This window comes from Paenibacillus humicola (genome assembly GCF_028826105.1).
GTDB lineage: Bacteria > Bacillota > Bacilli > Paenibacillales > Paenibacillaceae > Paenibacillus_Z > Paenibacillus_Z humicola.
Genome location: NZ_JAQGPL010000001.1, coordinates 4608369 through 4632261, shown reverse-complemented (window position 1 = coordinate 4632261; position 23893 = coordinate 4608369). Strand labels below are relative to the sequence as shown.

At 59.0% G+C, this 23893-nt stretch carries 23 protein-coding genes; 15 read left to right on the top strand and 8 right to left on the bottom strand.

Translation table 11 applies throughout. The annotated features are described in order from the left end of the window. The first annotated feature begins 83 nt into the window (after positions 1–83). Genes PD282_RS21275 through PD282_RS21260 form a run of 4 tightly spaced genes read left to right on the top strand, consistent with a single transcriptional unit; the run spans position 84 to position 4152 of the window. On the top strand, positions 84–1664 hold the full coding sequence (locus tag PD282_RS21275; protein WP_274652973.1) for a spore germination protein: 1581 nt from the start codon (positions 84–86) through the stop codon (positions 1662–1664). Continuing rightward, a complete protein-coding gene (locus tag PD282_RS21270) occupies positions 1661–2767 on the top strand; it encodes a GerAB/ArcD/ProY family transporter (protein ID WP_274652972.1) in 1107 nt (368 codons plus the stop codon). Before PD282_RS21275 ends, PD282_RS21270 begins: the two co-directional genes overlap by 4 nt. Before the next feature lie 4 nt (positions 2768–2771). Then, complete coding sequence (locus tag PD282_RS21265; RefSeq protein ID WP_274652970.1) at positions 2772–2897, top strand: hypothetical protein; 126 nt, start codon at positions 2772–2774, stop codon at positions 2895–2897. A 43-nt stretch (positions 2898–2940) separates the two neighbouring features. Continuing rightward, on the top strand, positions 2941–4152 hold the full coding sequence (locus PD282_RS21260; RefSeq protein ID WP_274652968.1) for a Ger(x)C family spore germination protein: 1212 nt from the start codon (positions 2941–2943) through the stop codon (positions 4150–4152). 78 nt (positions 4153–4230) lie between these two features. On the opposite strand, the gene PD282_RS21255 is transcribed toward PD282_RS21260, so the two are convergent. After that, on the bottom strand, positions 4231–5097 hold the full coding sequence (locus PD282_RS21255; protein WP_274652966.1) for an aldo/keto reductase: 867 nt from the start codon (positions 5095–5097) through the stop codon (positions 4231–4233). 249 nt (positions 5098–5346) lie between these two features. On the opposite strand from PD282_RS21255, the gene PD282_RS21250 reads away from it, so the two are divergent. Then, entirely contained in the window at positions 5347–5949 is a 603-nt protein-coding gene (locus PD282_RS21250; RefSeq protein WP_274652964.1) for a sigma-70 family RNA polymerase sigma factor, read from the top strand. An 89-nt stretch (positions 5950–6038) separates the two neighbouring features. On the opposite strand, the gene PD282_RS21245 is transcribed toward PD282_RS21250, so the two are convergent. Continuing rightward, the gene (locus tag PD282_RS21245; RefSeq protein ID WP_274652962.1) at positions 6039–7748 is read right to left on the bottom strand and encodes a beta-galactosidase; all 1710 of its coding nucleotides are present in this window, start codon (positions 7746–7748) and stop codon (positions 6039–6041) included. A gap of 352 nt (positions 7749–8100) precedes the next feature. On the opposite strand from PD282_RS21245, the gene PD282_RS21240 reads away from it, so the two are divergent. The 5 genes from PD282_RS21240 (at position 8101) to lacZ (ending at position 15536) form a co-directional block, all read left to right on the top strand. Further along, positions 8101–8907, top strand: a complete 807-nt coding sequence (locus PD282_RS21240; protein WP_274652960.1) for a hypothetical protein — start codon at positions 8101–8103, stop codon at positions 8905–8907. Next, the gene (locus tag PD282_RS21235; protein ID WP_274652959.1) at positions 8904–10367 is read left to right on the top strand and encodes an efflux RND transporter periplasmic adaptor subunit; all 1464 of its coding nucleotides are present in this window, start codon (positions 8904–8906) and stop codon (positions 10365–10367) included. The genes PD282_RS21240 and PD282_RS21235 overlap by 4 nt, the downstream gene beginning before the upstream one ends. Continuing rightward, a complete protein-coding gene (locus PD282_RS21230; protein ID WP_274652957.1) occupies positions 10367–11095 on the top strand; it encodes an ABC transporter ATP-binding protein in 729 nt (242 codons plus the stop codon). Before PD282_RS21235 ends, PD282_RS21230 begins: the two co-directional genes overlap by 1 nt. Further along, a complete protein-coding gene (locus PD282_RS21225) occupies positions 11061–12233 on the top strand; it encodes an ABC transporter permease (protein WP_274652955.1) in 1173 nt (390 codons plus the stop codon). Before PD282_RS21230 ends, PD282_RS21225 begins: the two co-directional genes overlap by 35 nt. Before the next feature lie 177 nt (positions 12234–12410). After that, positions 12411–15536: a beta-galactosidase, LacZ type gene (gene lacZ / locus PD282_RS21220; protein WP_274652953.1), complete on the top strand. Its 3126-nt coding sequence runs from the start codon at positions 12411–12413 to the stop codon at positions 15534–15536. A gap of 165 nt (positions 15537–15701) precedes the next feature. Here lacZ and yidC read toward each other — a convergent pair whose 3' ends face one another. Next, a complete protein-coding gene (gene yidC / locus PD282_RS21215) occupies positions 15702–16535 on the bottom strand; it encodes a membrane protein insertase YidC (protein WP_274652951.1) in 834 nt (277 codons plus the stop codon). 305 nt (positions 16536–16840) lie between these two features. Then, complete coding sequence (locus PD282_RS21210) at positions 16841–17866, bottom strand: efflux RND transporter periplasmic adaptor subunit (protein ID WP_274652949.1); 1026 nt, start codon at positions 17864–17866, stop codon at positions 16841–16843. Positions 17867–18310: 444 nt separating this feature from the next. Between PD282_RS21210 and PD282_RS21205 the strand changes: the two genes are divergently transcribed. Together PD282_RS21205 and PD282_RS21200 are read left to right on the top strand one after the other, a co-directional pair. Further along, on the top strand, positions 18311–18457 hold the full coding sequence (locus PD282_RS21205; RefSeq protein WP_274652947.1) for a hypothetical protein: 147 nt from the start codon (positions 18311–18313) through the stop codon (positions 18455–18457). A gap of 383 nt (positions 18458–18840) precedes the next feature. Further along, the gene (locus PD282_RS21200; protein ID WP_274652946.1) at positions 18841–18975 is read left to right on the top strand and encodes a hypothetical protein; all 135 of its coding nucleotides are present in this window, start codon (positions 18841–18843) and stop codon (positions 18973–18975) included. Between the two features lie 18 nt (positions 18976–18993). On the opposite strand, the gene PD282_RS21195 is transcribed toward PD282_RS21200, so the two are convergent. Continuing rightward, a complete protein-coding gene (locus PD282_RS21195; protein ID WP_274652944.1) occupies positions 18994–20088 on the bottom strand; it encodes a GGDEF domain-containing protein in 1095 nt (364 codons plus the stop codon). 307 nt (positions 20089–20395) lie between these two features. On the opposite strand from PD282_RS21195, the gene PD282_RS21190 reads away from it, so the two are divergent. Next, entirely contained in the window at positions 20396–20518 is a 123-nt protein-coding gene (locus tag PD282_RS21190; protein WP_274652942.1) for a hypothetical protein, read from the top strand. Between the two features lie 172 nt (positions 20519–20690). On the opposite strand, the gene vrrA is transcribed toward PD282_RS21190, so the two are convergent. Together vrrA and PD282_RS21180 are read right to left on the bottom strand one after the other, a co-directional pair. Next, the gene (vrrA, locus tag PD282_RS21185) at positions 20691–21065 is read right to left on the bottom strand and encodes a VrrA/YqfQ family protein (RefSeq protein ID WP_274652940.1); all 375 of its coding nucleotides are present in this window, start codon (positions 21063–21065) and stop codon (positions 20691–20693) included. Positions 21066–21176: 111 nt separating this feature from the next. Continuing rightward, on the bottom strand, positions 21177–21275 hold the full coding sequence (locus tag PD282_RS21180) for a YjcZ family sporulation protein (RefSeq protein ID WP_274652938.1): 99 nt from the start codon (positions 21273–21275) through the stop codon (positions 21177–21179). Between the two features lie 228 nt (positions 21276–21503). Here PD282_RS21180 and PD282_RS21175 point away from each other — a divergent pair, with 228 nt between their 5' ends. Together PD282_RS21175 and PD282_RS21170 are read left to right on the top strand one after the other, a co-directional pair. Continuing rightward, complete coding sequence (locus PD282_RS21175) at positions 21504–21956, top strand: Hsp20/alpha crystallin family protein (RefSeq protein ID WP_274652936.1); 453 nt, start codon at positions 21504–21506, stop codon at positions 21954–21956. Positions 21957–22125: 169 nt separating this feature from the next. Continuing rightward, positions 22126–22392 (top strand): hypothetical protein, encoded by a 267-nt coding sequence (locus tag PD282_RS21170; protein WP_274652934.1) that lies wholly within the window; start codon positions 22126–22128, stop codon positions 22390–22392. 169 nt (positions 22393–22561) lie between these two features. Here PD282_RS21170 and PD282_RS21165 read toward each other — a convergent pair whose 3' ends face one another. Next, a complete protein-coding gene (locus PD282_RS21165; protein ID WP_274652932.1) occupies positions 22562–23728 on the bottom strand; it encodes an ROK family transcriptional regulator in 1167 nt (388 codons plus the stop codon). Between the last annotated feature and the right edge of the window lie 165 nt (positions 23729–23893).

Genomic DNA, 23893 nt, shown 5'->3' with positions numbered 1-23893 from the left:
GAGTTCGCCGAATGAAAAGAAACATTCTGGGAAATTTATAAAAAGATGCCTTGATTTTCAATGGACCGGAGGGGTGGAAGGCGATGAAATGGACCCGCAAAGGGAAGCAGCCGAAATCGGTGCGGACGCCTGATCTTTCCTTGCCTCAATTCGAACATGCCCGCTTCGGTCCGGACCTGAAGGCAAACGAAAACATGCTGCGGGAGCTGTTTCGCAACTGCTCCGACATTGTATTCCGGCCCGTTCGGATCGAGGATCATCCGGACAGGCTGCTGGTCTATGCCGAGGTGCTGGTTAACGCGGAATCGCTCGAGCCCGAGCTGCTGCGGCCAATGCTGGTAAGCGGAACGGCCGACGCGTCAAACGGGAACGAAGCTGCGGGAAATACGGCGGACGGCGGGCTTCTGAACACCCGAAGCATGAAACGGGAAGAAAGCGTGATGAGCGCGGTAAGCGATATCCTGAGAGGGTTCGCCGCCGTGCTGACGGACGGTGAGAGCAGCGTGACGCTCGTGGACCGGAGAGCGGTCAAGACCCGCGCAATCGAGGAGCCCACAACGGAGATTTCGCTCCGCGGCCCGCGCGAAGGGTTCACGGAATCGGTTCGTACCAATATAAGCATGGTGCGCCGCAAGCTCAAAACGCCCCGGCTCAAAATGGAGCACCTGGTACTCGGAAAACTTTCGCAAACGGATGTCGTGATCGCCTATATCGAAGGAATCGCGAAGGATTCCATCATAGAGGAAGTGCGGCGCAGAGTCGGCCGAATCGAGACCGACGCCGTGCTGGAATCGGGCAATATCGAAGAATTTATTCAGGACCAGCCGTTTTCCGTGTTCCCTCAGGCCTTGAATACGGAACGCCCGGACGTGGTGGCGGGCAACCTGCTCGAAGGGAAGGTGGCGATCCTTGTGGACGGCACGCCGTTCTCGCTTGTCGTCCCTGTCACGTTCTGGACCGAAATGCAGGCGCCGGACGATTATTACGAGCATTTTATATTCAAAACGTTCATCCGGTGGCTGCGTTACCTGCTGCTGACGATGTCGCTGCTGCTGCCTTCCCTGTACGTTGCCGCAACGACCTACCATCCTCAGCTCATCCCAAGCTTTCTGCTGATCAGCATCGCGGCCTCCCGGGAGGGCATTCCGTTTCCCGCCATGGTGGAAGCGTTTTTGATGGAGTTCATGTTCGAGGCGCTGCGGGAAGCGGGAATCCGGCTGCCCAAGTCGGTCGGACAGGCGGTCAGCATCGTCGGGGCGCTCGTCGTCGGCGAAGCTGCCGTCCGGTCGGGCATCGTATCCGCGCCGACGGTAATCATCGTATCGACAACCGGCATTTCGTCCTTCGTCATCCCACGGTACAACTTCGGATTTTCCGCGCGGCTGCTTCGTTTTCCGCTGCTCTTGCTCGCCGGAACGCTGGGGCTGTACGGCATCGGGCTCGGGCTTATCCTGATCGCGATTCATCTGGTCAACCTGACGTCGCTCGGTTTGCCTTATATGTCCCCGCTGGCCCCGCAGGTGGTCAAGGATTTGAAGGACGTATTGATGCGTGCGCCGATTTGGGCGATGAACCGCCGGCCGGCCGAGACGACCGGCGTCAACGAGAACCGCATTCCCGCAGGCCAAATGCCGGGAGCAAGCAAAGGGGACAACGCAACATGAAACAGCTGACGAGCTTGCAAATCTATTGGCTCAATTTTTCGTTTCAAATCGGAATGACGCTGACCGTTCTGACGACTACGATCGCCAAAGCGAAGCAGGACGCCTGGCTGTCGGTCCTGATCGCCGGACTGATCAGCATCGGGATTGCGTACATCGTCGTCCGGGCCAGCCTGCTTCACCCCGGCCAAACGTTCGTCCAGTTGAGTCAGACCATATTGGGAAAATGGCTCGGAAGGCTCGTGGTGCTTCCCTATATTCTGCTTTGGTTCGGCATGACGGGCACGGTGCTGCGCTACGGCATCGAATTTATTCATACCGCGCTGTTCCGCAATACGCCGCTGTCCGTCCTCATGTTCACCATGCTGCTGCTGGTGGCGCACGTCGGTTATTCGGGCGGCTTACGGGCTATCGCAATGTGCAGCGAATTGATGGGGCCGTTAATTTTGCTGACGATCGCCGTGCTCCTTCTGCTGAATACGACGAATATCGACTGGCGGCTGCTGCAGCCGGTGCTGGCCGAGCGGGATATGAAATCGATGGCGCTGAGCGTATTGGCGCCCATTTCGCTTATGGGCGAAGTGATGGCGATGCTCGGCATCACGGCATTTGCGGCAAAGCCCGCCAAGGTGATGGCCAGCATCATGTGGTCGATGATCAGCGTCGTCCTGCTCATCAGCATCACCGTCGTCATGATCATCGTTACGTTCGGGCCGGTCCTTTCGGCACGCATGTGGTTCGCCTTTTACGATATGGTCCGGCTCATTTCCATCGGCGAATTTATTCAAAATGTGGATGTGTTCATGCTCATTATCTGGATGTCCAGCGTCTTCATCAAGCTGTCGCTTTTCTTCTTCCTGACGTGCCATACGACGGCGCAATGGCTCGAGATCCGGGATTGGCGCAAGCTCGTATGGATTGCCGTGCCGGCTGTGTTCGCCAGCTCGCTGTTGTCCGAGAACATGCTCACGATGCTCGATTTCAATCCGAAATATCATGTCCCGTTCGGGCTGCCGATCAATTATTTTATGGTGCCCCTGCTGCTGCTCGGAGTCGGCCTGCTGCGCGGCAAAAAAACGGGAAAATCCGGACCCGGCGGGAGATGAACCGATGAAACGCAGAACGGTCAAGGCCTGGACGATCTTCGGCTCGCTCATCCTGCTGGCGATGTTCGCCGCATTTTTTTATTGGTGGAGAATCGACTTCCCTTCGCCCCTTGCCAATATGGCAAAATGACGGGCGGAGGCTAATCACGAAGCGAGGAGCAGGGATGCGAAAGATGAATCCGGTACGAACAATCGTTCACATCTTGCTGATGTTGTCCCTGCTCGTCCTCCCGGGCTGCTGGGACCGCAAAGAGCTCAACGATATTGCCATTATGCTGGCCTTCGGGGTCGATTTGGCGAAAAACGGCCAGTACCGGGGAACGGCCCAGTTCGCCGTGCCCTCCAAGCTCGCTCCTTCGGAAGGGGGCGGCACGAAGGAAAACGCCTTTTTCACGGAGTCGGGTATGGGAAAAACCATTTACGAGTCGACCGATTTTTTGCAGTCGAAGCTGTCCCGCTCCTGGTTTGCGGGTCATCGAAGGGCCTCCGTCTTCGGCGAAGAGATGGCCAGGCACGGCCTCAGCGAGCTGCTGGATGCTTACAGCCGGACGCCGGAAATCCGGATGCGGTCGGACATGTTTGTCGTGAAAGGCGGGACGGCGGAGCAGCTGCTGAAGCTTCCGTATCCGCTGGACCGCATTCCGGCCATCGCTTACGTGAAAATTCACGAAAGCCTTGGGGTCAGCTCCACGCTCATGATGAGGGATTTTCTGCTGGCCGCCACAAGCGACGGCAGGAGTCCGATCCTTCCGGCGCTGGAAATCCTTCCGGGTGCCAAGCCGAAGACGGAATCGGACGGGGACGGGCAGTCCAAGGACCCGGACGGGAAGGTGAAAATTGCCGGCTCGGCCGTTTTCAACAAATCGTTGAAGCTTGTCGGGTATATCAATAACAAGGAATCCGTCACGAGACGCTGGATCATGGGCGAGCTGCGGGCGGCTAACCTGACGGTTCCCGTGCCGGATGAAGGGACCGTCGTGCTGCGGACAAGCCGCCTGAAGAGCCGGGTCACCCCCATTCTCTCCAAGGACGGCGTGGCGTTCAAGGTGTCTCTTTCCGGGCAGGGAATGATCGTGGAGAACAATACGAAGCTGGATCTTTCCTTGCTGAAGAACGTTCGGAAGCTGGAGGAAGCACTGAAGAAAGAAACGGAAAAACAAGCGCTGCAAACGATCCATCACGTGCAAAAGCAGTTCAAAACCGATATTTTCGGCTTCGGCGACACCGTCCGCCGCAAGCATCCGTACCGCTGGAAAACGATGAAAACCCGGTGGCAGCAGATTTTTCCGGAAGCGGAAATGACGGTTAACGCGGACTTGAAGGTGAAAAGCGTAGGCCTGACAGGCCCGCCGCTTATGCTGGAAGAGGACGAAATCGAAAAGTAACGAGAGCTTCAAGGCCCGGCAAAGTCAAAACGGCCGCGCTGCTCTAGGCATGCGCGGCCGTTACATGGACGGTGACGATTATACGGCGCTGGACAACGCGGCAAAATCTTCTTCGCTCAGCTCGATGCCGGCGGCGGCGATATTTTCCTCGAGATGGGGGGTGCTCGACGTGCCGGGTATCGGCAGCATGACCTTCGAACGCTTCAGCAGCCAGGCAAGTGCGAGCTGGGACGGCTTCGCGCCGAGCCGCTTCGCCATTTCGTCCAGCGGACCGCCTTCTTTGGCCAAGGCGCCCGTCGCCAGCGGGAACCACGGGATAAACGCGATATCGTTCGCTTCCGCATATTCGAGCACCGCTTCCGAGTCGCGTTTCGCCACGTTGTACAGGTTTTGCACCGATACGATCGGGGCGGTCTCGCTTGCGGCCTTGATTTCGTCGACGCTGACCTCGCTCAGGCCGATATGGCGGATTTTGCCCTCCTCGCGCAGGAGCGCAAGTTCGCCGATCTGCTCGGCAAGCGGAACCTGCGGGTCGATGCGGTGCAGCTGAAGCAGGTCGATCCGCTCGAGCCCGAGATGGCGCAGGCTGAGCTCGACCTGCTGCCGCAAATATTCGGGACGGCCGACGGGGCGCCATACGCCCGGAGCCGGACGCGTCAGGCCCGCTTTCGTCGCAATCACGAGGTTGTCCTTGTACGGGTGGAGCGCCTTCTTGATGAGCAGCTCCGAGGTGAACGGACCGTAGGAATCCGCAGTATCGATAAAGGTGACGCCAAGCTCGACCGCGCGCTGCAGCACGCGGACCGCTTCCGCGGGGTCACGCGGGTCGCCCCATACGCCAGGACCGGTAATTTGCATTGCGCCGTAGCCCAGACGGACAACCGGCAGGTCGCCGCCGATTCGGTACGTTCCGGACGGCGCTGCGGACAGATTGGAATTGGACATCGTTTTCTCAGCCTCCTATGATTTGGACTCCAGGTTCAGTATAATCAATTGCAGGCGATCGGACAAACCTTTTGTTAGCGGCTTACAATCTGTCCTGTAGATCCGGGTGTTATCAGGCGGCTCGGCCGGGCGGTTCATAGCGGCTGAAAAAGCGCCGTGCCAGCGCGAAGTTGCGTAATGCGGCGGTCCGATTTTCCTGTTATAATGGTGAAAAGAGGATCTCACGACGGGCGGTAAAGGGGAATCGCGGTGAACGAGGCTCAATTAGTTACGCTGTCAAGGCAGGGCGATCAGATCGCATTCGGCAAGCTGATGGAAATGTACAAGGACAAAGTGTATTTCATGGCGCACCGAATCCTCCGCAGCAAGTCGGAATGCGAAGACGTCGTGCAGGAAACGTTTCTGAAGGTGTATTTGAATCTCAATCGTTTTGACGAGAACAAACGCTTCTCGACATGGCTGTTTCATATCGGCAAAAACATCTGCCTCGATCTGCTGCGCCGCCGCAAAACGCCTCCGCTTCCGCTCGACCAGCCGGTCGTCTCGCAGTCGGACAATAAGCTGTCGCTGCACGAGGTTATCCCGGCCGGCGAACCGACGCCCGAGGGCGAAGTGATCGAGCGCGAGCTGTCGCACAAAATGGCGGAGATGATCGGCAAGCTGCCCGAGAAATACCGGGACATCGTCTACCAGCGGTACGTGCTCGACATGTCCATTGAAGACATCGGACTGAAGAATAATTTGCCGGTGAACACCGTCAAGTCGAGAATTCACCGCTCCAAGGATTTCATGAAGAAACGCTGGGGCAAAACGCTGCTGATTTATTCGCTACTGATGTTCAGCTTTTTCTAAACTTTTTAAGAACGCCTGTCCGTCCCGCGGATCAGGCGTTTTTCTTGTATCGGCGGGAACGTCTCGCTTATCGCCGGGGGCTGCTCCCTTCAGCGGAACGGTTCCTTCCTGCCGAGCAGCACGTCGTAAATATCCCCGTTCGCCGCCATGACTTCGTTCAAAAACGTTTTATACGGACGATCGGCGACATTGACGAGCCCGGTATTGTAATGTTCTCCGTACAAGCCTTCGAAGAAGCGTCCTCCGGCCGCCTGGTCGACATAATCGAACCAGTGTGCGCCGACAACAAAGCCGAGCGCCGCCGCGCCTTCCACGTAACTGCGATACCGCCGGCCCCGTTCCTGTTCGGTTGCGCCGGGACCCAGCACGATCGGAGCCAGCCCCTGCACGTTAGTGCCGTAGCTCCATTCGGACAGCAGAATCGGCCGGTGGCCGGACTTTTCGTAGACGTCGCTCAGCATCGCGGTATCGAGGGTGCGGGAATAATAGTTGATGCTGATGACATCCATATATTTGCCGGCTTCTTCCGACAGGATGGCGCGTAAGTGCGGGTTTTGCACCGGATGCGAGAGCCATCTGTCGCCAAGAAGCAGATGGTTCGGATCGTATTTCTTGAACTCGGCCCGAACCGTTCTGTAGAAGGCGTCCAAATAGAGGCGGAAGTACTGCTCCAAGTCGTTTTTTGCCTGCTGCGTACGAATGGGAAGCGGCGTTTCGTATAGACCGGAGAAGCTGGTGAATTTCGTATTCCAGCCCTTGTTAAAGGAGTCGAGCGTACCGTACTCGTTCAGCAGCATCTTGACCAGCCGTTTCTTCAGCCCCGAGGTGCTGGCCTTCATTTTCGGCACGGTGCTCATGAATAAATCGTATCGATACTCGTTGTCCACAAAATAACCGATCAGATTCGGATCGTCCTTATGGGCGGGAAGCGTCTTCTTGAAGGCGTCGTCGATCGCCTTGGCCGCACCGTCCGCGAAAATGTCGAAGACCTTGATTTCCTTCGGCTTGGCCATTCCGTTAAGCGGCAGCATAAGCGTATAAGGCATGCCGCTCGCCTCCGCCTGCGGAGCGGGCGTCCATACGCCGATACTGTTGAAGCCCCATTTCTTGATCCGGTCCGCCGCCTCCGCAAAAAACTGGTTAAACGTCGGCATGGAGCCCGTTTTCCGATATTTATTGGCCATGTAGAACGAGAAACTATCTTTTCCGATAAAGGCGCCTTTGTACTCCCCGTTGATGTCCGGCACCCATTCGAACAGTTTCCTGCGTTCGCTGGAGCCGGTTACTTTCGTATACGTTTCGTTATTCGTGACCCCGTTCACGCCCAGGCTGAAAAAAACGTCCCCCTCAGGTGTCACGAGCCTCGGCTTGCCGTCTGCCCACTGAATATTGAAAAACCTCGCCGCTTTGAGATGCATGGCGGAATTGCTGTCCGAAAGCCCTCCCAAACGATCAAAATCGGAAGGCGGCTTCAGGCTGTTATAATAGGCCCGGTCGAGAGCGGCATCTTCCTGCAGCTGCCGATCATCCGTTACCTTATCCGGAAAATTGACGCCGACGACCTGACCGTAGCGGTCGATCTTGATGCCGGATTTCGGGTCGAACGGATTGCCGCGGCCGACATCCCCGTCCGGCTTCTTCCCCGGGATCGTCTGCGCCGTTATCGTTTGGGCGCTTTGCGGATGGTGGTCGTGCAGGATGAAGCGGCTGACGATCAGCAGCGCCGCTGCGAGCGGCAGGACGGCCAGCAGGCAGGACAGGATGATCTTGGTTGTACGCGGACCTTTGAACAGCTTCATCCCCCCCTTTCGTTTTGCTGGAATCCGTCGAAATGGAACGCTTCTTAATTATTGAAAAAGCTGCCGGTCAAGTTGGACCAGGCAGCCTTTCCCGCTTGTTATGAATTCGTAGGACCGGCACGGTACGAACCCGCGACCCGGCGAGAAACGTCTGTTTCGACATCCTAAGCTGCTGTCCCAAATAAAAAAAATTATAGCACGCCTGGACCGGTTTGCAAAATCGTCCCGGGACGGCAAGCGCCGCCCGTCGTCGCCGGCTTGCAGGCGATTTTTTCCGTGCGTTCATCACACATTCATATTGACCTGCTATGCTGGGAGCCGGAGAACTTGCAGAGAGGGTGAGCTTGTACCTATGAAACATTGGACATGGAAAACGGCCGCTGCCGCCGGGGCGCTTGCCCTGCTGCTTGCCGGCTGCGGGAGCAAGAACGCGGACACGGCGGCCACTGCGGGACAAGCGGGAACGGGACAAGCCGGAACCGGCCAGACCGCGGCCGGAGGCGATAATCAGGCGGCCGGCGGCGGAACGGGCCAGGCGGCAGGCGGAGCGGATCAGGCGAGTGCGGACCGTCCGCCAAGCCGGACGGCGGATATGATCGCGAAGGTCGTCAAGGCGAGTGACGGATCGCTCGTCGTGCAGGCGTCCAAGACGCCGCCGAGCGCGATGATGCGCGGCGGCGGACAGCGCCGGATGCGGGGCGGCCGCCAAGGCGGCGGGGCCGGAGGTACCGGCGGCGGGTCGGGAGCCGGCGGCAGCCAGTCGGGCGGCGCGGGCGGCGCCGGAAGCCAGTCGGGCGGTACGAGCAGCGCAAACGGGCAGTCTGGCGGCACGGGAGCCGGAGCGGGCGGAACGGGAACCGCCGGAAGCGGCGGGAATTCGGGATCCGGCGGCGGCGGACGCGCGCTCGGAGGCAGACGTCCGGGCGGCTTTTCGATGGCGTTCAGCGATACCCAAACAACCGTCGCGGTCTCGGCCAATACGAAGATCGTCTCCATGTCCTTTGGCAAGAACGGGAGGACGACCGATCATTTGAAGCCGACGGACCTGAAGGCGGGCGATATCGTCACGATTTGGCTCGACTCGGACAAGAAAACGGCACAGTACATATCCGAAAGACCGAATCCGGCGAATTTCAGAAAGGCGGGTAATCAGCAATGAAGAAATGGTGGGTGCTTGGCATCGGCGTACTCATCGTCGCAGCTGCGGTGGTCGTCTATTTTCGTTACTATCCGAAGGAAACGCAGGCTGCCGCCGGGCCGGCCGTTCAAACGACGCAGGTGCGCAAAGGCACGATTGCAGTGACGGTCGACGGAACCGGGAGCATCTCGCCGGCAGACACCGAAACGGTAAAAAGCGGAGGTCAGGGAACGATCGACACCGTCAACGTCAAGGTGGGCGACAATGTGAAGAAGGGCGCCGTGCTCGCGACGATCGAAGGGGAGGACAATTCAAGCCAGATCAAGAGCGCACAGCTCGATCTCGAGAAACAGCAGCTGCAGCTGCAGAATACCGAGGATCAGCTGAAGGGCGAAACGGACGAACAGCAGATCGCCAATATCAAGCTGAACATTCAGCAGACGCAGCTCGACATGGAGCAGACGCAGGAGCAGATCGCCGACCTGGAAGACAAGGCGAAAAATCAGACGATCGTTTCCCCGATCGACGGCACGGTGACGACCGTCTCGGCCGCTCCGGGCGACATGCTCGGCAACCAGGCGTCCGATCTGTTCACCATCGCGGACTACAAGCATTTGGAGATCGTCGTTTCCGTCGACGAGCTCGATATCGCCAAGGTCAAGACCGGCCAGGAGGCGGCCATTTCCGTCGAGGCGCAGTCGGATAAGGCCTATACGGGCAAGGTCGTCCAAATCGCCGATGAAGGCACGTCCAGCAACGGCGTCGCTTCCTTCGACGTGACGATCGCCATCGACAATCCCGACGGGCTGAAGAGCGGCATGTCCGCCGAAGCGACGATCCAGGTCGACAAGAAAGACAATATTCTGATGCTGCCGATCGATGCGGTGCAGTCCTTCGGCGGACGTTACGTCGTGTTCCTGCCGCAGGGAACCTCAGCAACCGGCGGCCAATCCGCACAAGGCGCAACCGGCGAAGGCGGCGCGAACGGCCGGGGCGAAGGCGCCCAGGCAAACGGCCAAGGCGGCGGAGCGAACGGCCAAAACGGGCAGAGCGGCGGCACGAACGGCCAAAACGGGCAGGGTGGCGCGAACGGCCAAGGCGGCGGCCGGGTCGGCGGCGGTCAGGGCGGCAGCCGCCAGGGCGGAGCCGGCGGCGCAGGCCGGGCGCGCGGCGCGAACCGTTTCGGCGGCACGCCGCAGCCGATTCAGGTCGGCATCCATAACGACGATTTCATCGAGGTCGTGTCCGGCTTGACGGAAGGCGAGCGCGTCATCCTGCCGACGGTAACCGTGCCGACGACGAACACGAACCAGCAGCAGAACGCAAGGCTTGGCGGCGGCGGCTTTGGCGGTTTAGGCGGCGGCTTTGGCGGCGGCGGAGCCGTTCGCGCCTTCGGAGGAGGAGGCGGCGGCTTCGGCGGCGGCGGCGGCCGCGGCGGCGGCGGTGCGCGTGCTGCCGGCGGCGGCGGAGGTCGGGGCTGATGGAAGCGAACCAAGAACTGATCCGCATCGATACGCTGTCCAAAGAATATAAAATGGGCGGGGAAACGGTCCACGCCTTGAGCGAAATCTCGCTTACGGTGTACCACGGCGACTTCCTGGCTATCATCGGACCGTCCGGCTCGGGCAAATCGACGCTGATGAATGTCATCGGCTGTCTGGACGCTCCGACGACGGGCAACTACTGGCTGGACGGCGAGGAAGTGAGCAAGCTGCGCGAGAGCAAGCTGGCCGAAATCCGCAACCGCAAGATCGGCTTTATTTTCCAGGGCTTCAACCTGCTCAATAAGCTGTCCGCGCTGGAGAACGTCGAGCTCCCGCTGATCTACCGGGGCGTGCCGTCGAAGAAACGCCGGGAGCTGGCTGTCGAGGCGCTCGGCAAAGTCGGGCTCGAGGGCAGGGTCGGCCACAAGCCGTCCGAGCTGTCCGGAGGCCAGCAGCAGCGCGTCGCGATCGCCCGGGCGCTGGCCGGCAATCCGCCGATTCTGCTCGCGGACGAACCGACGGGGGCGCTCGATACGCGGACCGGCGTAGAAGTGATGGAGCTGATGAAGCAGCTGAACAAACAGGGGCATACGATCGTGCTCATTACGCACGACCTGAAAATTTCCGAGCAGGCCCGGCGGGTCGTGCGCATTCAGGACGGACGAATCAGCGAGGAAGGCGGTGAGAGACGTGAACGTCAGCCAAGCCTTCAAAATGGCGTCTAAAAGCATTCTGGCCAACAAAATGCGCTCGCTGCTCACCATGCTCGGCATTATTATCGGGGTGACGGCCGTCATCGCTCTTGTCGCCATCGGACAAGGAACGACCAAGTCGGTCACCGATCAGGTGCAGAGCCTGGGCACCAATTTGCTGACCGTAAGCATTATCGGACGCGGCGCGCAGACGACGCTGGATTACAAGGACGCGCAGGACATGACGGACAAACCCGACATCGAATACGCTGCGCCGATCAACCAGCAGACCGGTTACGTCAAGACGACCGGAGATGCCATCAGCGTGAGCGTCGTCGGATCGACGCCGGATTATATGGACGTAAAGGAATATAATTTGGCGGCAGGCCGGTTCGTCTCGCAAATCGATCTCGATTATTACCAGAAAATCGCCGTGCTCGGCGCGACGACGGCGACGGATCTGTTCGGCCAGCAAAATCCGGTCGGACAATCGTTTCTTATAAACGGCGTCCGGTACAAGGTCGTCGGCGTCCTCGCTCCGAAGGGCGATTCGCTGACCGGCTCGAACGACGAAGTGGTGGTCATCCCGATCACATCGAGCGAACGGCTGTTCAAAGCGAAGGGCGTGCGGACCATCAACGTGCAGGTCGCGTCCTCCGACCTCATGGACCAGGTGACGAACGAGCTGGAAGCGGACCTGAACAAAAAATTCCGCGGGGACACGGACAGCTACCGCGTGTTTAACCAGCAGGACCTGCTCAACTCGTTCAGCAGCATATCCAATACGCTGTCGATCGCGCTTGGCGGGGTGGCGGGTATTTCGCTGCTCGTCGGCGGCATCGGCATCATGAACATCATGCTCGTATCCGTCACCGAGCGAACGCGGGAGATCGGCATCCGCAAGGCGATCGGCGCCAAGAAGCGCGACATTCTGACGCAGTTCCTGATCGAATCGATCGCCTTAAGCGGCCTCGGCGGGCTGCTCGGCATCGCCATCGGCATCGGGACCGCGCAGGCCGTCTCGAAGGCGCTGCACATGGCTGTCGTGCTGTCGGTGCCGATCATCGTGCTCGCGTTCGGGTTCTCCGTCTTCATCGGCGTCGTATTCGGGCTGTTCCCGGCCAACAAAGCATCCAATCTGAAGCCGATCGAGGCGCTGCGGTTCGAATAGTCCGGACCGCCGGCCAAATCGGCATTTCCCGAAGCCCTTTCCCGAGCCCTTTTCCGGACCTGGAAGGGGCTTCGCACTTTTTCCATATCGGGATGCGAAAATATTGCATTTACGGCGAGGGGTCTTTCCGCTACATTACTAAGGAAGAGATTCCTTCAGAAAGAGGTGGGCTTCGTTTTGAAAAAGTTTGTGTACACGCCGCCGGCCAACGGGTACCCGGAATGGAACAATAACCCGGATATTTTCCAGTTGAACCGGATGGACGCGCATGCGACGCTCGTTCCGTTCGATTCGGCCGAAGAGGCGCTGAAGGGCGACCGGGCCGCTTCGCGCAGCGTGCTGCCGCTGAACGGAACATGGAAATTCTCGTTCGCCGAGACGCCGGATAAGCGGATCGCGGATTTTTATAAAGACGATTTCGACTGCTCCGGCTGGAACGATATCGCCGTTCCCGGCCATTGGCAGCTGCAGGGCTACGACTACCCGCAATATACGAATATCCGTTACCCGTGGGAGGAATCCGAGCCGGATCTGATGCCGCCGTTTGCGCCGACGAAATACAACCCGGTCGGCTCGTATACCCGCACGTTCACGGTGCCGGACGACTGGCGGGGACAGCCGGTGCTGATCAGCTTCCAGGGCGTGGAGTCGGCTTTCTACGTCTGGGTGAACGGCGAGCTTGTCGGCTACAGCGAAGACACGTTTACGCCGGCCGAATTCGATCTGACGCCGTATTTGCGCAGCGGCGAGAACAAGCTTGCCGTCGAGGTGTACCGGTGGTGCGACGCCAGCTGGCTTGAGGACCAGGATTTCTGGCGGATGAGCGGCATTTTCCGCGACGTTTATTTGATGACGACGCCGAAGACGCACATCGCCGATTTTGCCGTCACGACCGATTTGGACGAAGCGTACCGGGACGCCGAGCTGCGCGTACGGGCGAAGGTGACGAATTATTTCGGTCAGGCGCTCGGCGGCGTAACGGTCGAAGCGCAGCTGTACGACCGCGGCAGCAGTCCGGTGCTGGCGAGCCCGCTAACGATGAAGGCGGAGCTTGGGGAGGGTGAAGCTTCAGCTGCGGTCGAAGCCGCCGCCGCCGTAGCGAATCCGCTCAAATGGAGCGCGGAGAAGCCGAATCTGTATACGCTCGTGCTCAGCCTGAAGGATCGGGAAGGCTTACTGCTGGAGACGGTCTCCTGCCGCATCGGCTTCCGAAAATTCGTGCTGAAGGACGGACTGATGCTCATCAACGGCAAACGCATCGTCTTCAAAGGCGTCAACCGGCACGAATTTTCATGCCATACCGGCCGCGCGCTCGGGTACGAGGATATGGTGAAGGACGTCAAGCTGATGAAGGCGTGCAATATTAACGCCGTCCGCACGTCCCATTATCCGAACAACCCGCTCTGGTACGACCTGTGCGACGAATACGGCTTGTACGTCATCGACGAGACGAATCTCGAGACGCACGGCAGCTGGATTTACGGCGCGAAGGAGCTCGGCCCCAAGTTCGTGCCGGCCAGCAAGCCGGAATGGACGGCGAACGTGCTGGACCGGGCGAATTCGATGCTGCAGCGCGATAAAAACCATCCCAGCGTGCTCATCTGGTCGCTCGGGAACGAGTCGTTCGGCGGCGACAACTTTATCGCGATGCACGATTTTCTGCGCGAAGCCGATCCGACACGGATCGTCCATTACGAAGGCGTTACCCTGTGGCGCGCGTCGGATGCCGCGTCGGATATCGAAAGCCGGATGTACACGCGCCCGGCGCAGGTTGAGGAGTACGCGCTTAGCAACCCCGCGAAGCCGTTCATTTTGTGCGAATACAGCCATGCGATGGGCAACTCCTGCGGCGGGCTGCATCTGTACTGGGAGCTGTTTGACAAATATCCGGTGCTGCAGGGCGGATTCATATGGGATTGGGTCGACCAGGCGATCTGGACGAAAACGGCGGATGGAGAGGGCTACATGGCATACGGCGGCGATTTCGGCGAAAAGCCGCACGACGGCAACTTCTGCGGCAACGGCCTGCTGTTCGCAGACCGATCCGTATCGCCGAAGCTGTATGAAGTGAAAAAATGCTATCAAAACATACAGCTGTCCGGCTTCGATCCGGCCAATTGCACGGTTCGGGTTCACAACCGGTTCCTGTTCACCGATCTGTCGGACTATGAGCTGCAGTGGACGGTCGCGGTCGACGGTAAGGAACAAGCCTCCGGATCGCTTGAGGCGGCGGTCACGCCGGGCGAGACGAAGGATATTGCCCTTCCGCTGCCCTCCCTCGGCAGCGTCCGCGGCGAGGCGGTGCTGACCGTCTCCTTCGTCATGAAGGAGCGGACGGAATGGGCGGAAGCCGGCCACGAAATCGCCTTCGGGCAGTTCGTGCTGCGCCCGGCCGGTCTCGCCGCGCCGGAAGCGGCCAAAGCCGAAACTGCGGCAGCAGCCGTTCGCGCCGAGGACGACGGCTCCCGGTTGAAGCTTTCGGGCAGCGGCTTTGCCGCACAATTCGATAAGGCGACGGGCGGACTCGTCTCCTTGGCAGCAGGCGGCACGGAGCTGCTGCGCGAAGCGCCGGCACCGAATTTCTGGCGGGCGTATACGGACAACGACCGCGGCAGCAGGCTCCACGAGCGGTGCGCGGTTTGGCGCTCGGCCGGCGCGGAGCGCAAGCTGGAGCGGCTGACATGGGAGACGCTGTCGGACCGCGCCGTCGTGCGTACCGTCTACACGCTTCCGGCCGCCGGCCATTCCGTTTGCGAGCTCGAATATACCGTGCGCGGAAGCGGTGAAATTGACGTTTATGTACAGCTGACGCCGGCGGAAGGATTGCCTGTAATTCCGGAATTCGGCCTTATGCTGGTGATGGACGGCGGGTTCGATACGGTGGAATGGTACGGAAAAGGACCGCATGAGTCGTATTGGGACCGGCAGAGCGGAGCCAAGCTCGGCTTATATAAGGGCAAGGTAGCCGATCAGCTGGTGCCTTATTTGCGGCCGCAGGAATGCGGGAACAAGATGGAGGTGCGCCGCGCGTCGATTACGAATGCCGCGGGAGCGGGCCTTGCGATTATCGGATCGCCGTCCTACGAGCTGAACGCCCTGCCGTATGCGCCGGCCGAACTGGAGGCGTACGATCACTTCCACCAGCTGCCGGGGAGCGATAAAACGGTTGTCCGCATCAACTGGAGGCAGATGGGCGTCGGAGGCGACGACAGCTGGGGGGCGCTGCCTGACCCGCAATATATGCTGCCGGCGAACCGCCCCTATGCGTTCCGGTTTACGCTGAACGGATTCGTATCATCTTAAAGAAGACCGCCAGCAATACGAAAAGCCACGGGAAACGGGCCGGCATTTCAGCCGGCGCCGTTTACGGGGCTTTTCTTATCGTAGCGATGGCCTCATCTTCTCATCGATTTCGATTGCGTTGAAGGTGTGCTGGATTTGACGCTTACTTGTACAACGGGTTCAATTTTATAAATCTTCTACACCGGCTGGTAATTTTTGACTCGCTGCTTTTGGCTTCGCGTACATTTTGTTGAGTATGATCGTTTGCACGATAATGAATATACCGCCAACCGCCCAATATAATGGCAGCGCGGCGGGTGCCGCAAAAGAAAATATACCCATCATGACCGGTGACAACAATCCGATGAAAGCCATTTGATTATTTTGATTTTGCTGATACTGCACGGAAACGGATTGAGACACGCGGAACTGAACGTAATACACCGCAGCGGCAATAAATGGCAAAATCATATCTGGTTTTCCCAAGCTAAACCACAGAAATTCGTGAGCTGCAATCTCTGGGGTACGACGAATGGCGTAGTAAAATGCGAGGGTGATCGGCCATTGGAGAAGCATCGGTAAACACCCCATGTTCAAGGGATTAAATTGATGCTTCTGGTAGAGCTGCATCATCTCGACTTGCTGTTGTTTTTTAGCATCCGCACTGACGTTATTCTTGTACTTCTCCTTAAGTGCGGTTAACTCCGGCTGGAGGACGGCCATCTTTTCTCTCATGACCATTTGTTTCTTGGTTTGATTCATCATGAGCGGCATGATCGCAAGTCTGATGATGAAAGTCATCAGCACGATCGATAATCCGTAGTCTCCGTGAAATGCATTGGCGAAGAATTTGATTAAGATCGAAAATGGATAAATAAAATAGTGGTTAAATATTCCTGGTGAATCGGCATTAATCGAGTGTGATTGGGATGGTGTCGAACACCCGCTGAGCACAATGATCGGAATAACCCCGATCAACATGACGAGAATGGGCTTCGCCCATTTCTGGAGCTTTTTCATCCTTGTCCTCCCTAATTGAAAGTATGGAATATCAATTTAGGGAGTCGTCTTCATCAGGTGCTTCTCTTCGTCTGGCGGTACGTATTATCCACCGCTGAATGCTGTTGGGCTGCGACAGTCTGACAGCAACAAACCAAGTTGAACCGGCTGCAGCAATTTCATGACCCCATCGTATCTCTTGTAAAGAAAAATAGGTAAATGGAAGTAACACTATGGAAGAGATGAGAGCGATCGAGAATGCCAATAGAACCAAGTCATAAAAATGCTCCAGTACAGTTCACCTCCGCATGAGCAATTAGACGGCGTCAGCCGTTCAGCACGACCTGCATCCCTTCCTCGAGCCCTTGCACGATCTCGACTCCGTCCGTCGTGCTGAGTCCGGACTCGACATCGAGTTCCTTGATCCGGCCTTTGTCCAGCACCTGGACGTAAGTGCGCCCGAGAAAATTTTTCAGCCCTGAACGGGGGATGATCAGCACGTTGTCCCGCTTCTCCACAAACAGCTTGATATCGGCGGTATCGCCGATCGGTATCGCCGGCTTCGGACCGACGAAATCGATCACGAGCGCCTTGGCGTATTTTTCCTTATCCGCCTCGCTGGCGTTTGACGGCACGGTAGCCGGCGTCTGAACCACTTTTCCTTGGTAGGTATGCTTGTCGTAAGTAATCGTAACCTCGGCGCCGGGCTTCACGGGCGCGAGCGAGTCGGGCTCGATTGTCGTATACAGCAGATGAATGCGGCTCGGATCGTCGATCGCGGCGATCGTGGACTGCGCTTCAACGGTATCGCCCGGCTTCAGGCTGGCGGCATACGTCACGAGGCCATCGGCGGGCGAATACAGCAGCGCCTGCCCGTATTGCGCTTCCAGTGAGCTGAGCACCAGATTGGCGCCGCTCAGGTCGAGCTTGGCCAGCTTTTGCGCCTCGGTATCGCCGCTCCGGAGCGTGTCCTGAAGCTCGAGCTTCTTCTGCTCGACCGTCAGCTTCTGCAGCCGGATTTGAAGCGGCAGATCGCCGGTTTCCAGCTCCGCGAGAAGATCGCCTTTTTTCACCCGGTCGCCTTCCTGCACGTTCAGCTTCTTCAGCTGGCCGCCGGCATCGGGAAAAGAAACCGAAACGCTTCGGTCGGACTCCGCCGTTGCCGTCGAGTCGATGTATCTGGCCAAATTTCCCCGCTTTACCGCCGCCGTCTCGTAGGTGTCTTCCTTCTTCTGAAAAGAGGGCGGGTCGAGCAGTTCCTCTTCCTTCGGAAGAAGCGAGCAGCCGCTTAGCAGCATGATCGCGATACCGGCCGCCGCGCACGTCCGCAGCGCTTTTCCCGTCAGGTGCAACATATTCCCTCCCATAAGCTTAAAACGAGTCTACCCTCAGGATAACGGGCCGTCCGATTCATGTCAACGTTTTCATTTCCAGATTCTAGAGCGTTTTGGGGTATCAATTAAATTTCCATAAATTGAAAATAATAGAAAAATGTATACTGTAGCTAAATCCAAGCGAAGCGTTTCAGGAGACGAGGGAACAACGAGCTTTGAGTGAAGGTGAAATCTCCCCGCGGCGTTCGATCGCGCTGCTTACGCAGATCGGGAATTCGATACTGGTCGGCTGTTCCCCGGGCTCGGCCAGCTGTACGTCGCGCGGCTGGATCTGGCGCTGTTCAATATGGTGTGGTGGTGGATTTTCGTCTGGAAATCCCGCCTGTACGATGCGGCGCTCGCCCTGCTCAACGGTGACGCAGCAGCGTCGACATCCGGCTGAACCCGCATTGGATGCAGTTTATGCCTTCCGTCTTCTCGGGGTCGGTCTATCATGCTTATTTTATCGCGAACGAGCATAACAAGCTGTTCCGGCTGGAGCAGCGGCAGTTTATGCAGGAGAGCTACCGGACGGTCCGGGTGGATAAGCTGCTCAGAATGGAGGAATAGCCATTGCTCAATCGTAGGCGCTTTTCAACATACGCTTGAGCTTGAGCACGCGCTGATATCGCTTGACAGGCTCGGGCTCGGGCCGCATTCCGTGCTGGCCGTCCCGATGGAGGCGGGCGACTCCTTTCATTCCGGCGCGCTGCTCGAGAAGCGGGACCGCAAAGCCGGGGCGTTCGAGACGGGCATGGCCTTTGCCACCGGCTTTGCGGTGGTCGGCATCAGCCGCGGCTTTCTGCTGGCGTGGGGACCGATCATCTGGGGCATCATCGCCGGCTCGTCGGGGCTTCTGCCTCGGGCTGCTGGCGTTTACGGCCTTCGCCCGGATCCGCGGAGGACGAAAGCCGGGCAGGGGAGGCAAACAGCTGCCGGAGGTTACGGTCATTGTGCGCTGCCCGGAGGACCGCAAGGAGCAGATCGCGCGGCTCCTGTGGGAGCATCAGGCGCTGACGGTCGGCATGCTGGCCGTACCCCCGCTTTCTTCGTACGATGCGATGCCGCAGCGTACGCGGGAGGCTTGACCCGCCGCAAAGCCGCGTTCAATTCGGCCTTGTCCACACCTCGAGCCGGTCTTTGCCTTCCCGTTTGGCGGCGTACAGACGGTCGTCCGCACGCTGAAACCATTCCTCCCTGGACAGGCCGGGCTCGTAGGCCGCGAGTCCGATGCTCGTCGTGATTTGCCTACCTGGCATGTCCGGAATTACGAGGCTTCGCACCGCCTCCAGGATTGCGAGGCAGTCCGCCTTCGCTTCCGCTTCCGTCTTGCCCTGCAGCATCACCGCGAATTCTTCGCCGCCGTACCGGAAGACGATATCGTCCGGGCACAGCACCGATTTTATGGCCCGTCCCATAGCGATCAGCACCTGGTCGCCGGCACGGTGACCGTATGTATCGTTGATGCTTTTGAAATTATCAATATCCAGCAGCGCGAGCTGAAAGGTCAATCCGGCAGGCACGCCGTCGACGATATAATCGGCATGCTCCTGGAACGACCGCTGGTTCAAGAGGCGCGTCAGCCCGTCCATCCGGGACAGCTGGCCGTTCAAAATATTGCGGACAAGCAGGCTCTGCTCGCGTTCGTGCGCTTCCTTAAGGCTTTCGAAGAGCGCCCGGCCCCTGCCCGTGACGATCCCGCCGATCAGCGAGGTTGCCAGCAGCGCCGCGAACGCGACGGCCGCTTCGCGACCGGTGACCGGCACGCCGCTTATTGCATTCAGCAGAAGCAGCAGCGCCGTCAGGACGAGGGACAGCAGCGTGCAGCTGAGGAGAATGCGCCGCCTGTAATAGAGGGATGAGAGCATGAGCGGCAGGCACAACAGCTCGTAGCTGTTATGCAGCCCGGGCAGCGAGACGAGCAGTGCGGTGACGATCGCCGCAGCCCAGGCGGGAACGATATCGTCGTGATTTCGCGGCGCCAGGCGGAGCGCGAGATGGCCCGCCCCCATAACGCCAAGCAAGGCGGCAGTCGGGATCAACTGATATCGCGTCAGGCTGTCGAGCCACGCGTCATTTTTCAGCAGCAGCATGATGACGTGCCCCAGCGCCGCGAAGATTTCGTAGGCCGCAATCAACCGCCAAAACATTCGAACCAGTTGACGATTCCATTCTGTGCCGTTCTCAAGATGCAGGTTCACGAATGCAGCCGGCCCTCCTTCGCAATCACGCTGTACGATTACTATAAGTGGATCAGGCCCCGTTTTCAACAGAAAAATGCGGCCCGCGAGCGCGTTTCACTAGGCTTTCCGGCGGTTCGTTCCGGCCGCTGACTCCCTTGGAATAATTTATCATATTTTAGGAAAGGGTTGGTCAATTTTGAACAAAAAGACGTACGGCGGACGAGCGGCCGGCAGGGCGTTTTCATTGGAGGGTCAAACGCACAGTCAAGACGGATGCCCCCTTCATACGATGTAACCAATCCATAATGGAAAGGAGCGCTGCAGCATGTCGTATTTGGGCGGCTGTGACTGCAAAGGCATTGGCGGTTACGGAGGATTCACGTCGGCCGGCGTCATCCTGGTTCTCTTTATTTTGCTCGTCATCATCAGCCGTTCGATTCTCTATTGAAGCGAAGCGGCGGCTTCGCGTTACCCGCAAACGCAAATCTGCGGCGAACGTCCCGGCAGCGAGCCGGCAGGCGGTCGCCGCTTTTTTGTCGCAGCCGCTGCCGGATGAGGGCATGAAAAGGCAAAAGCCCTGCGCCGGATGCTCCGTCCGTGCAAGGCTTCCGTTCCATCCGTCAGCGCCGTCCGTTCCGCTTGACCGCCTTTTTACGGGGACGGTTTGCAGCCGGACGCGGCGGATGATGCGGCTGGGGACGCGGTTTGTCGCCTGCGCTGCCCATGGACCGCGCCGGCACGTTCTGCACGGTCGCCTTCGAACCGACGAAGCTGCCGAACAGCTTGAACATCGGGGTCATCTGCTGGATAAAGCCGAATACCCGCTGAATTTTGCTCATCATCGACAGGATGCCGTCGATGCCGCCGAAGCGGTCGATCGCCGACAGCGCGCCCGAAACAGGCGAGGAAGCCGAACCGGCCGCTGAACCGGGACCGCCGGCTCCGCCTTCCGCCGGCAAAAATGCGCGTGTGTGCGCTTTTTTTTGCTGCTGCACTACGATTCACTTCCCTTTGCGATTTAGTTTCCGTCCGGTGAAAAGCGATGCGGCTTGCAGCACCGGCGCTGCAAGCCGCATCGTTTCGCTAGCCGCTTGCGGGCACGGCAATCAATAGCCGCCGATCCAGGAACGAGACACGATGACCAGCAGGATGAATAGAACGAGTATAACACCCGCGCTCGTAAATCCGCCGTAAGCTCCTCCCATGGCAAATCCCCCTTTCGTGCAACCTCATGACAATATATGACGAGCAGCCCCGATCGGTTTGGACGATCATCCCCCCATGACGAATTTGCCGGCTTAAATCGGGGGCCGGCTGCCGGGACGCCGGCGGACAAATGAAGAAGCCCGGATTTCCTCCGGCAGCCCGGGGAGGTGTGGCGGCGGTTCCGGCCTGGGCATACGATATGGAAAAGACGTAACGGAGGACCCGGGATGAATGACAATCCGAATCCATTGTTCGACTGGGGCAAGTTCATCCGGTCTTTCACCGGAGAAGAGTCGTTATTTTCGTCCCTGCACGATGACGGCAAGGTCGATGCGTATGTCGAGCAAATCGGGGAGACGGTTCGCACGGCGATGTCGAAGGCGTTTCCCGTCCGCGAGCCGGCCGTCAAGACGGCAAGCGTGTTCGAGTCCCACCGGTCCGTTTTTATCCGCTGGAAGGTTCCGAAGGATGCCGATGCGTATGCGATACGCATCCATGTCAACAGCCGGCGGGTCCGTCTGTCGAACATCAAGGGCCATCCGGATTTCTCGGTGCCGCTGCCCGTCCCGGTGACAACGAAAGGCAGCCGTGCCGGTATCCGCGGGGGAATTCTCGAGATTCGCCTGCCGAAATCGTTCAGGCGTTTGAAGGAAAAAGAAATTTTCATCCGCGACCTGTAGGCGGAGCCCAAATCCCGCATGCCGACGGCGCCGAACCCTGTCCAAACGGCCATTTCTATGAAAATCCAATCCTTTCAGCCGGAAACGCATAGATTGATAGAACAGCAGGCTGGCGGATCGCCATAAGATTGGCAAGCCTGCTCGACATCCGGGCAAGGAGGAATGGACAATGGCCGTCAGCAGAGAAAAGGCCGGCAAACTTTGCGGAAAGCGGATTTATGCGGTGAAGAAAGACGGAACGGTCGTAACGGGCAAGCTGGTCCGAATTCAGGGCAACCGGCTCGTGATCGAACAGGAAAAAGGCAAACGCGTCAAAACGAAAGCGCTGCTTCCGCTGGTGCTCTTCGATTTGCTTGCAATCGGCACGGCGCCCTATTACGGCGGCGGATATTACGGCGGATACGGACCGTACGGCGGGTATCCGGGCTTCTTCTAAAATCGCCTGCTGCCGCTGAACCGGCGGGCGCATGACGAAATGAGCCGCGCAAAAAACCTGACATCAAGTCGTCAGGTTTTTTGTCTTGCCGCCGATCGGTATATCCAAGAGAGCTCGTCCATGCGGATTTTCGGCAGGACCTTCTTTCCGGCGAGAAGCTGCCGGTCCGTTATTCGCCGCTTTCAAGCTTCGCGAAGAAGCGGCTGAGCGCGTAATAGGCGGCGCCGCGGACGGCGGACCGGTCCGCAAGCTCGGCGAACAGGATCCGCAGCTTCTCCCGGTGGTACGGCAGCGTGCGGCGCGCGACCGTCTCCCGCAGCGGCTCCCGGAGCCATCGCTCCGCCAGGCTCATCCGGTTGCCGATGATCACGACCTCCGGATTAAACACGTTGACGATGTTGGCGATGCCGACGCCGAGACATTCGCCGATCCGCGCGAGCAGTCCGGCGACCCGTTCGTCGCCGCGCTCCGCCGCCGCAAGCAGGCTCTCGAAGTCGCCGTAGCCGAGCGGCCCGGCCTGCTCCAGCAGCGCGTTCTCGGAGGCGTACAGCTCCCAGCAGCCGCGGTTGCCGCACCGGCACGGCTTGCCGTCCATTTCGATCGAGAGGTGGCCGAGCTCGCCGGAAAAGCCGGAAGCGCCCTTATAGAGCTCCTTGTTCAAAATGATGCCGGTCCCGATGCCGATCCCGACGCTGACGTAGATCTGGTTGTCGATGCCGCGGCCGGCTCCGTATTTCTGCTCGCCCTGCGCGCCGGCGTTCGCTTCGTTGTCGATGGTGACCGGCACGCCGAACCGGTCCGCGAGCAGCCGCTCCAGCTGGACGTGCGACCAGTCGAGGTTCGGCGCAAACAGGACCGCGCCTTCGCCGTTGACGATGCCCGGAACGCCGACGCCGATGCCGACCAGCCCGTAAGGGCTCGCGGGCATCTCCGCCCGCAGCGCTTCGATGCTGGCTTCGAGCTGCGGCAGGACGTCGCCTGGGCCGTGCTTGCGCAGGGCGAGCTCGCGGCTCGCGACGACTGCGCCTTCCAAATCGGTCAGCACGCCGCGGATATAGTTGACGCCGAGATCGATGCCGATCGCATAGCCGGCGTTGCCGTTGAACTGCAGCATGACGGGCTTTCGCCCGCCGCTCGATTCGCCGGGACCGTTCTCGACGACCAGATGACTGTCGATCAGGTTCTGCACAAGACTCGATACGGTCGCTTTGTTCAGCCCGGTATGCTCGGAAATTTGCGCTCTGGAAAGCGGCGCGCTGCGCAGCACCGATTCGAGCACGATGGCGGTGTTCATTTTTTTGATCATGGCGAGGTCGCCGGTCGGTTTCGGTTTCATTCCGCTTCGAAAGCTCCTGTCTGTAGGTTCGTGTCGTTTACATATACATGCCGCATCCGGAAAGGGCGGGGGCGGACGATTTTTGCGGGATAACGGTTTTTCGGCTGTGGAAGCCGATTTGCGCGAGCCGCCGCTGCCGGGGCCCGGTTCTTCTGACAGTTTACC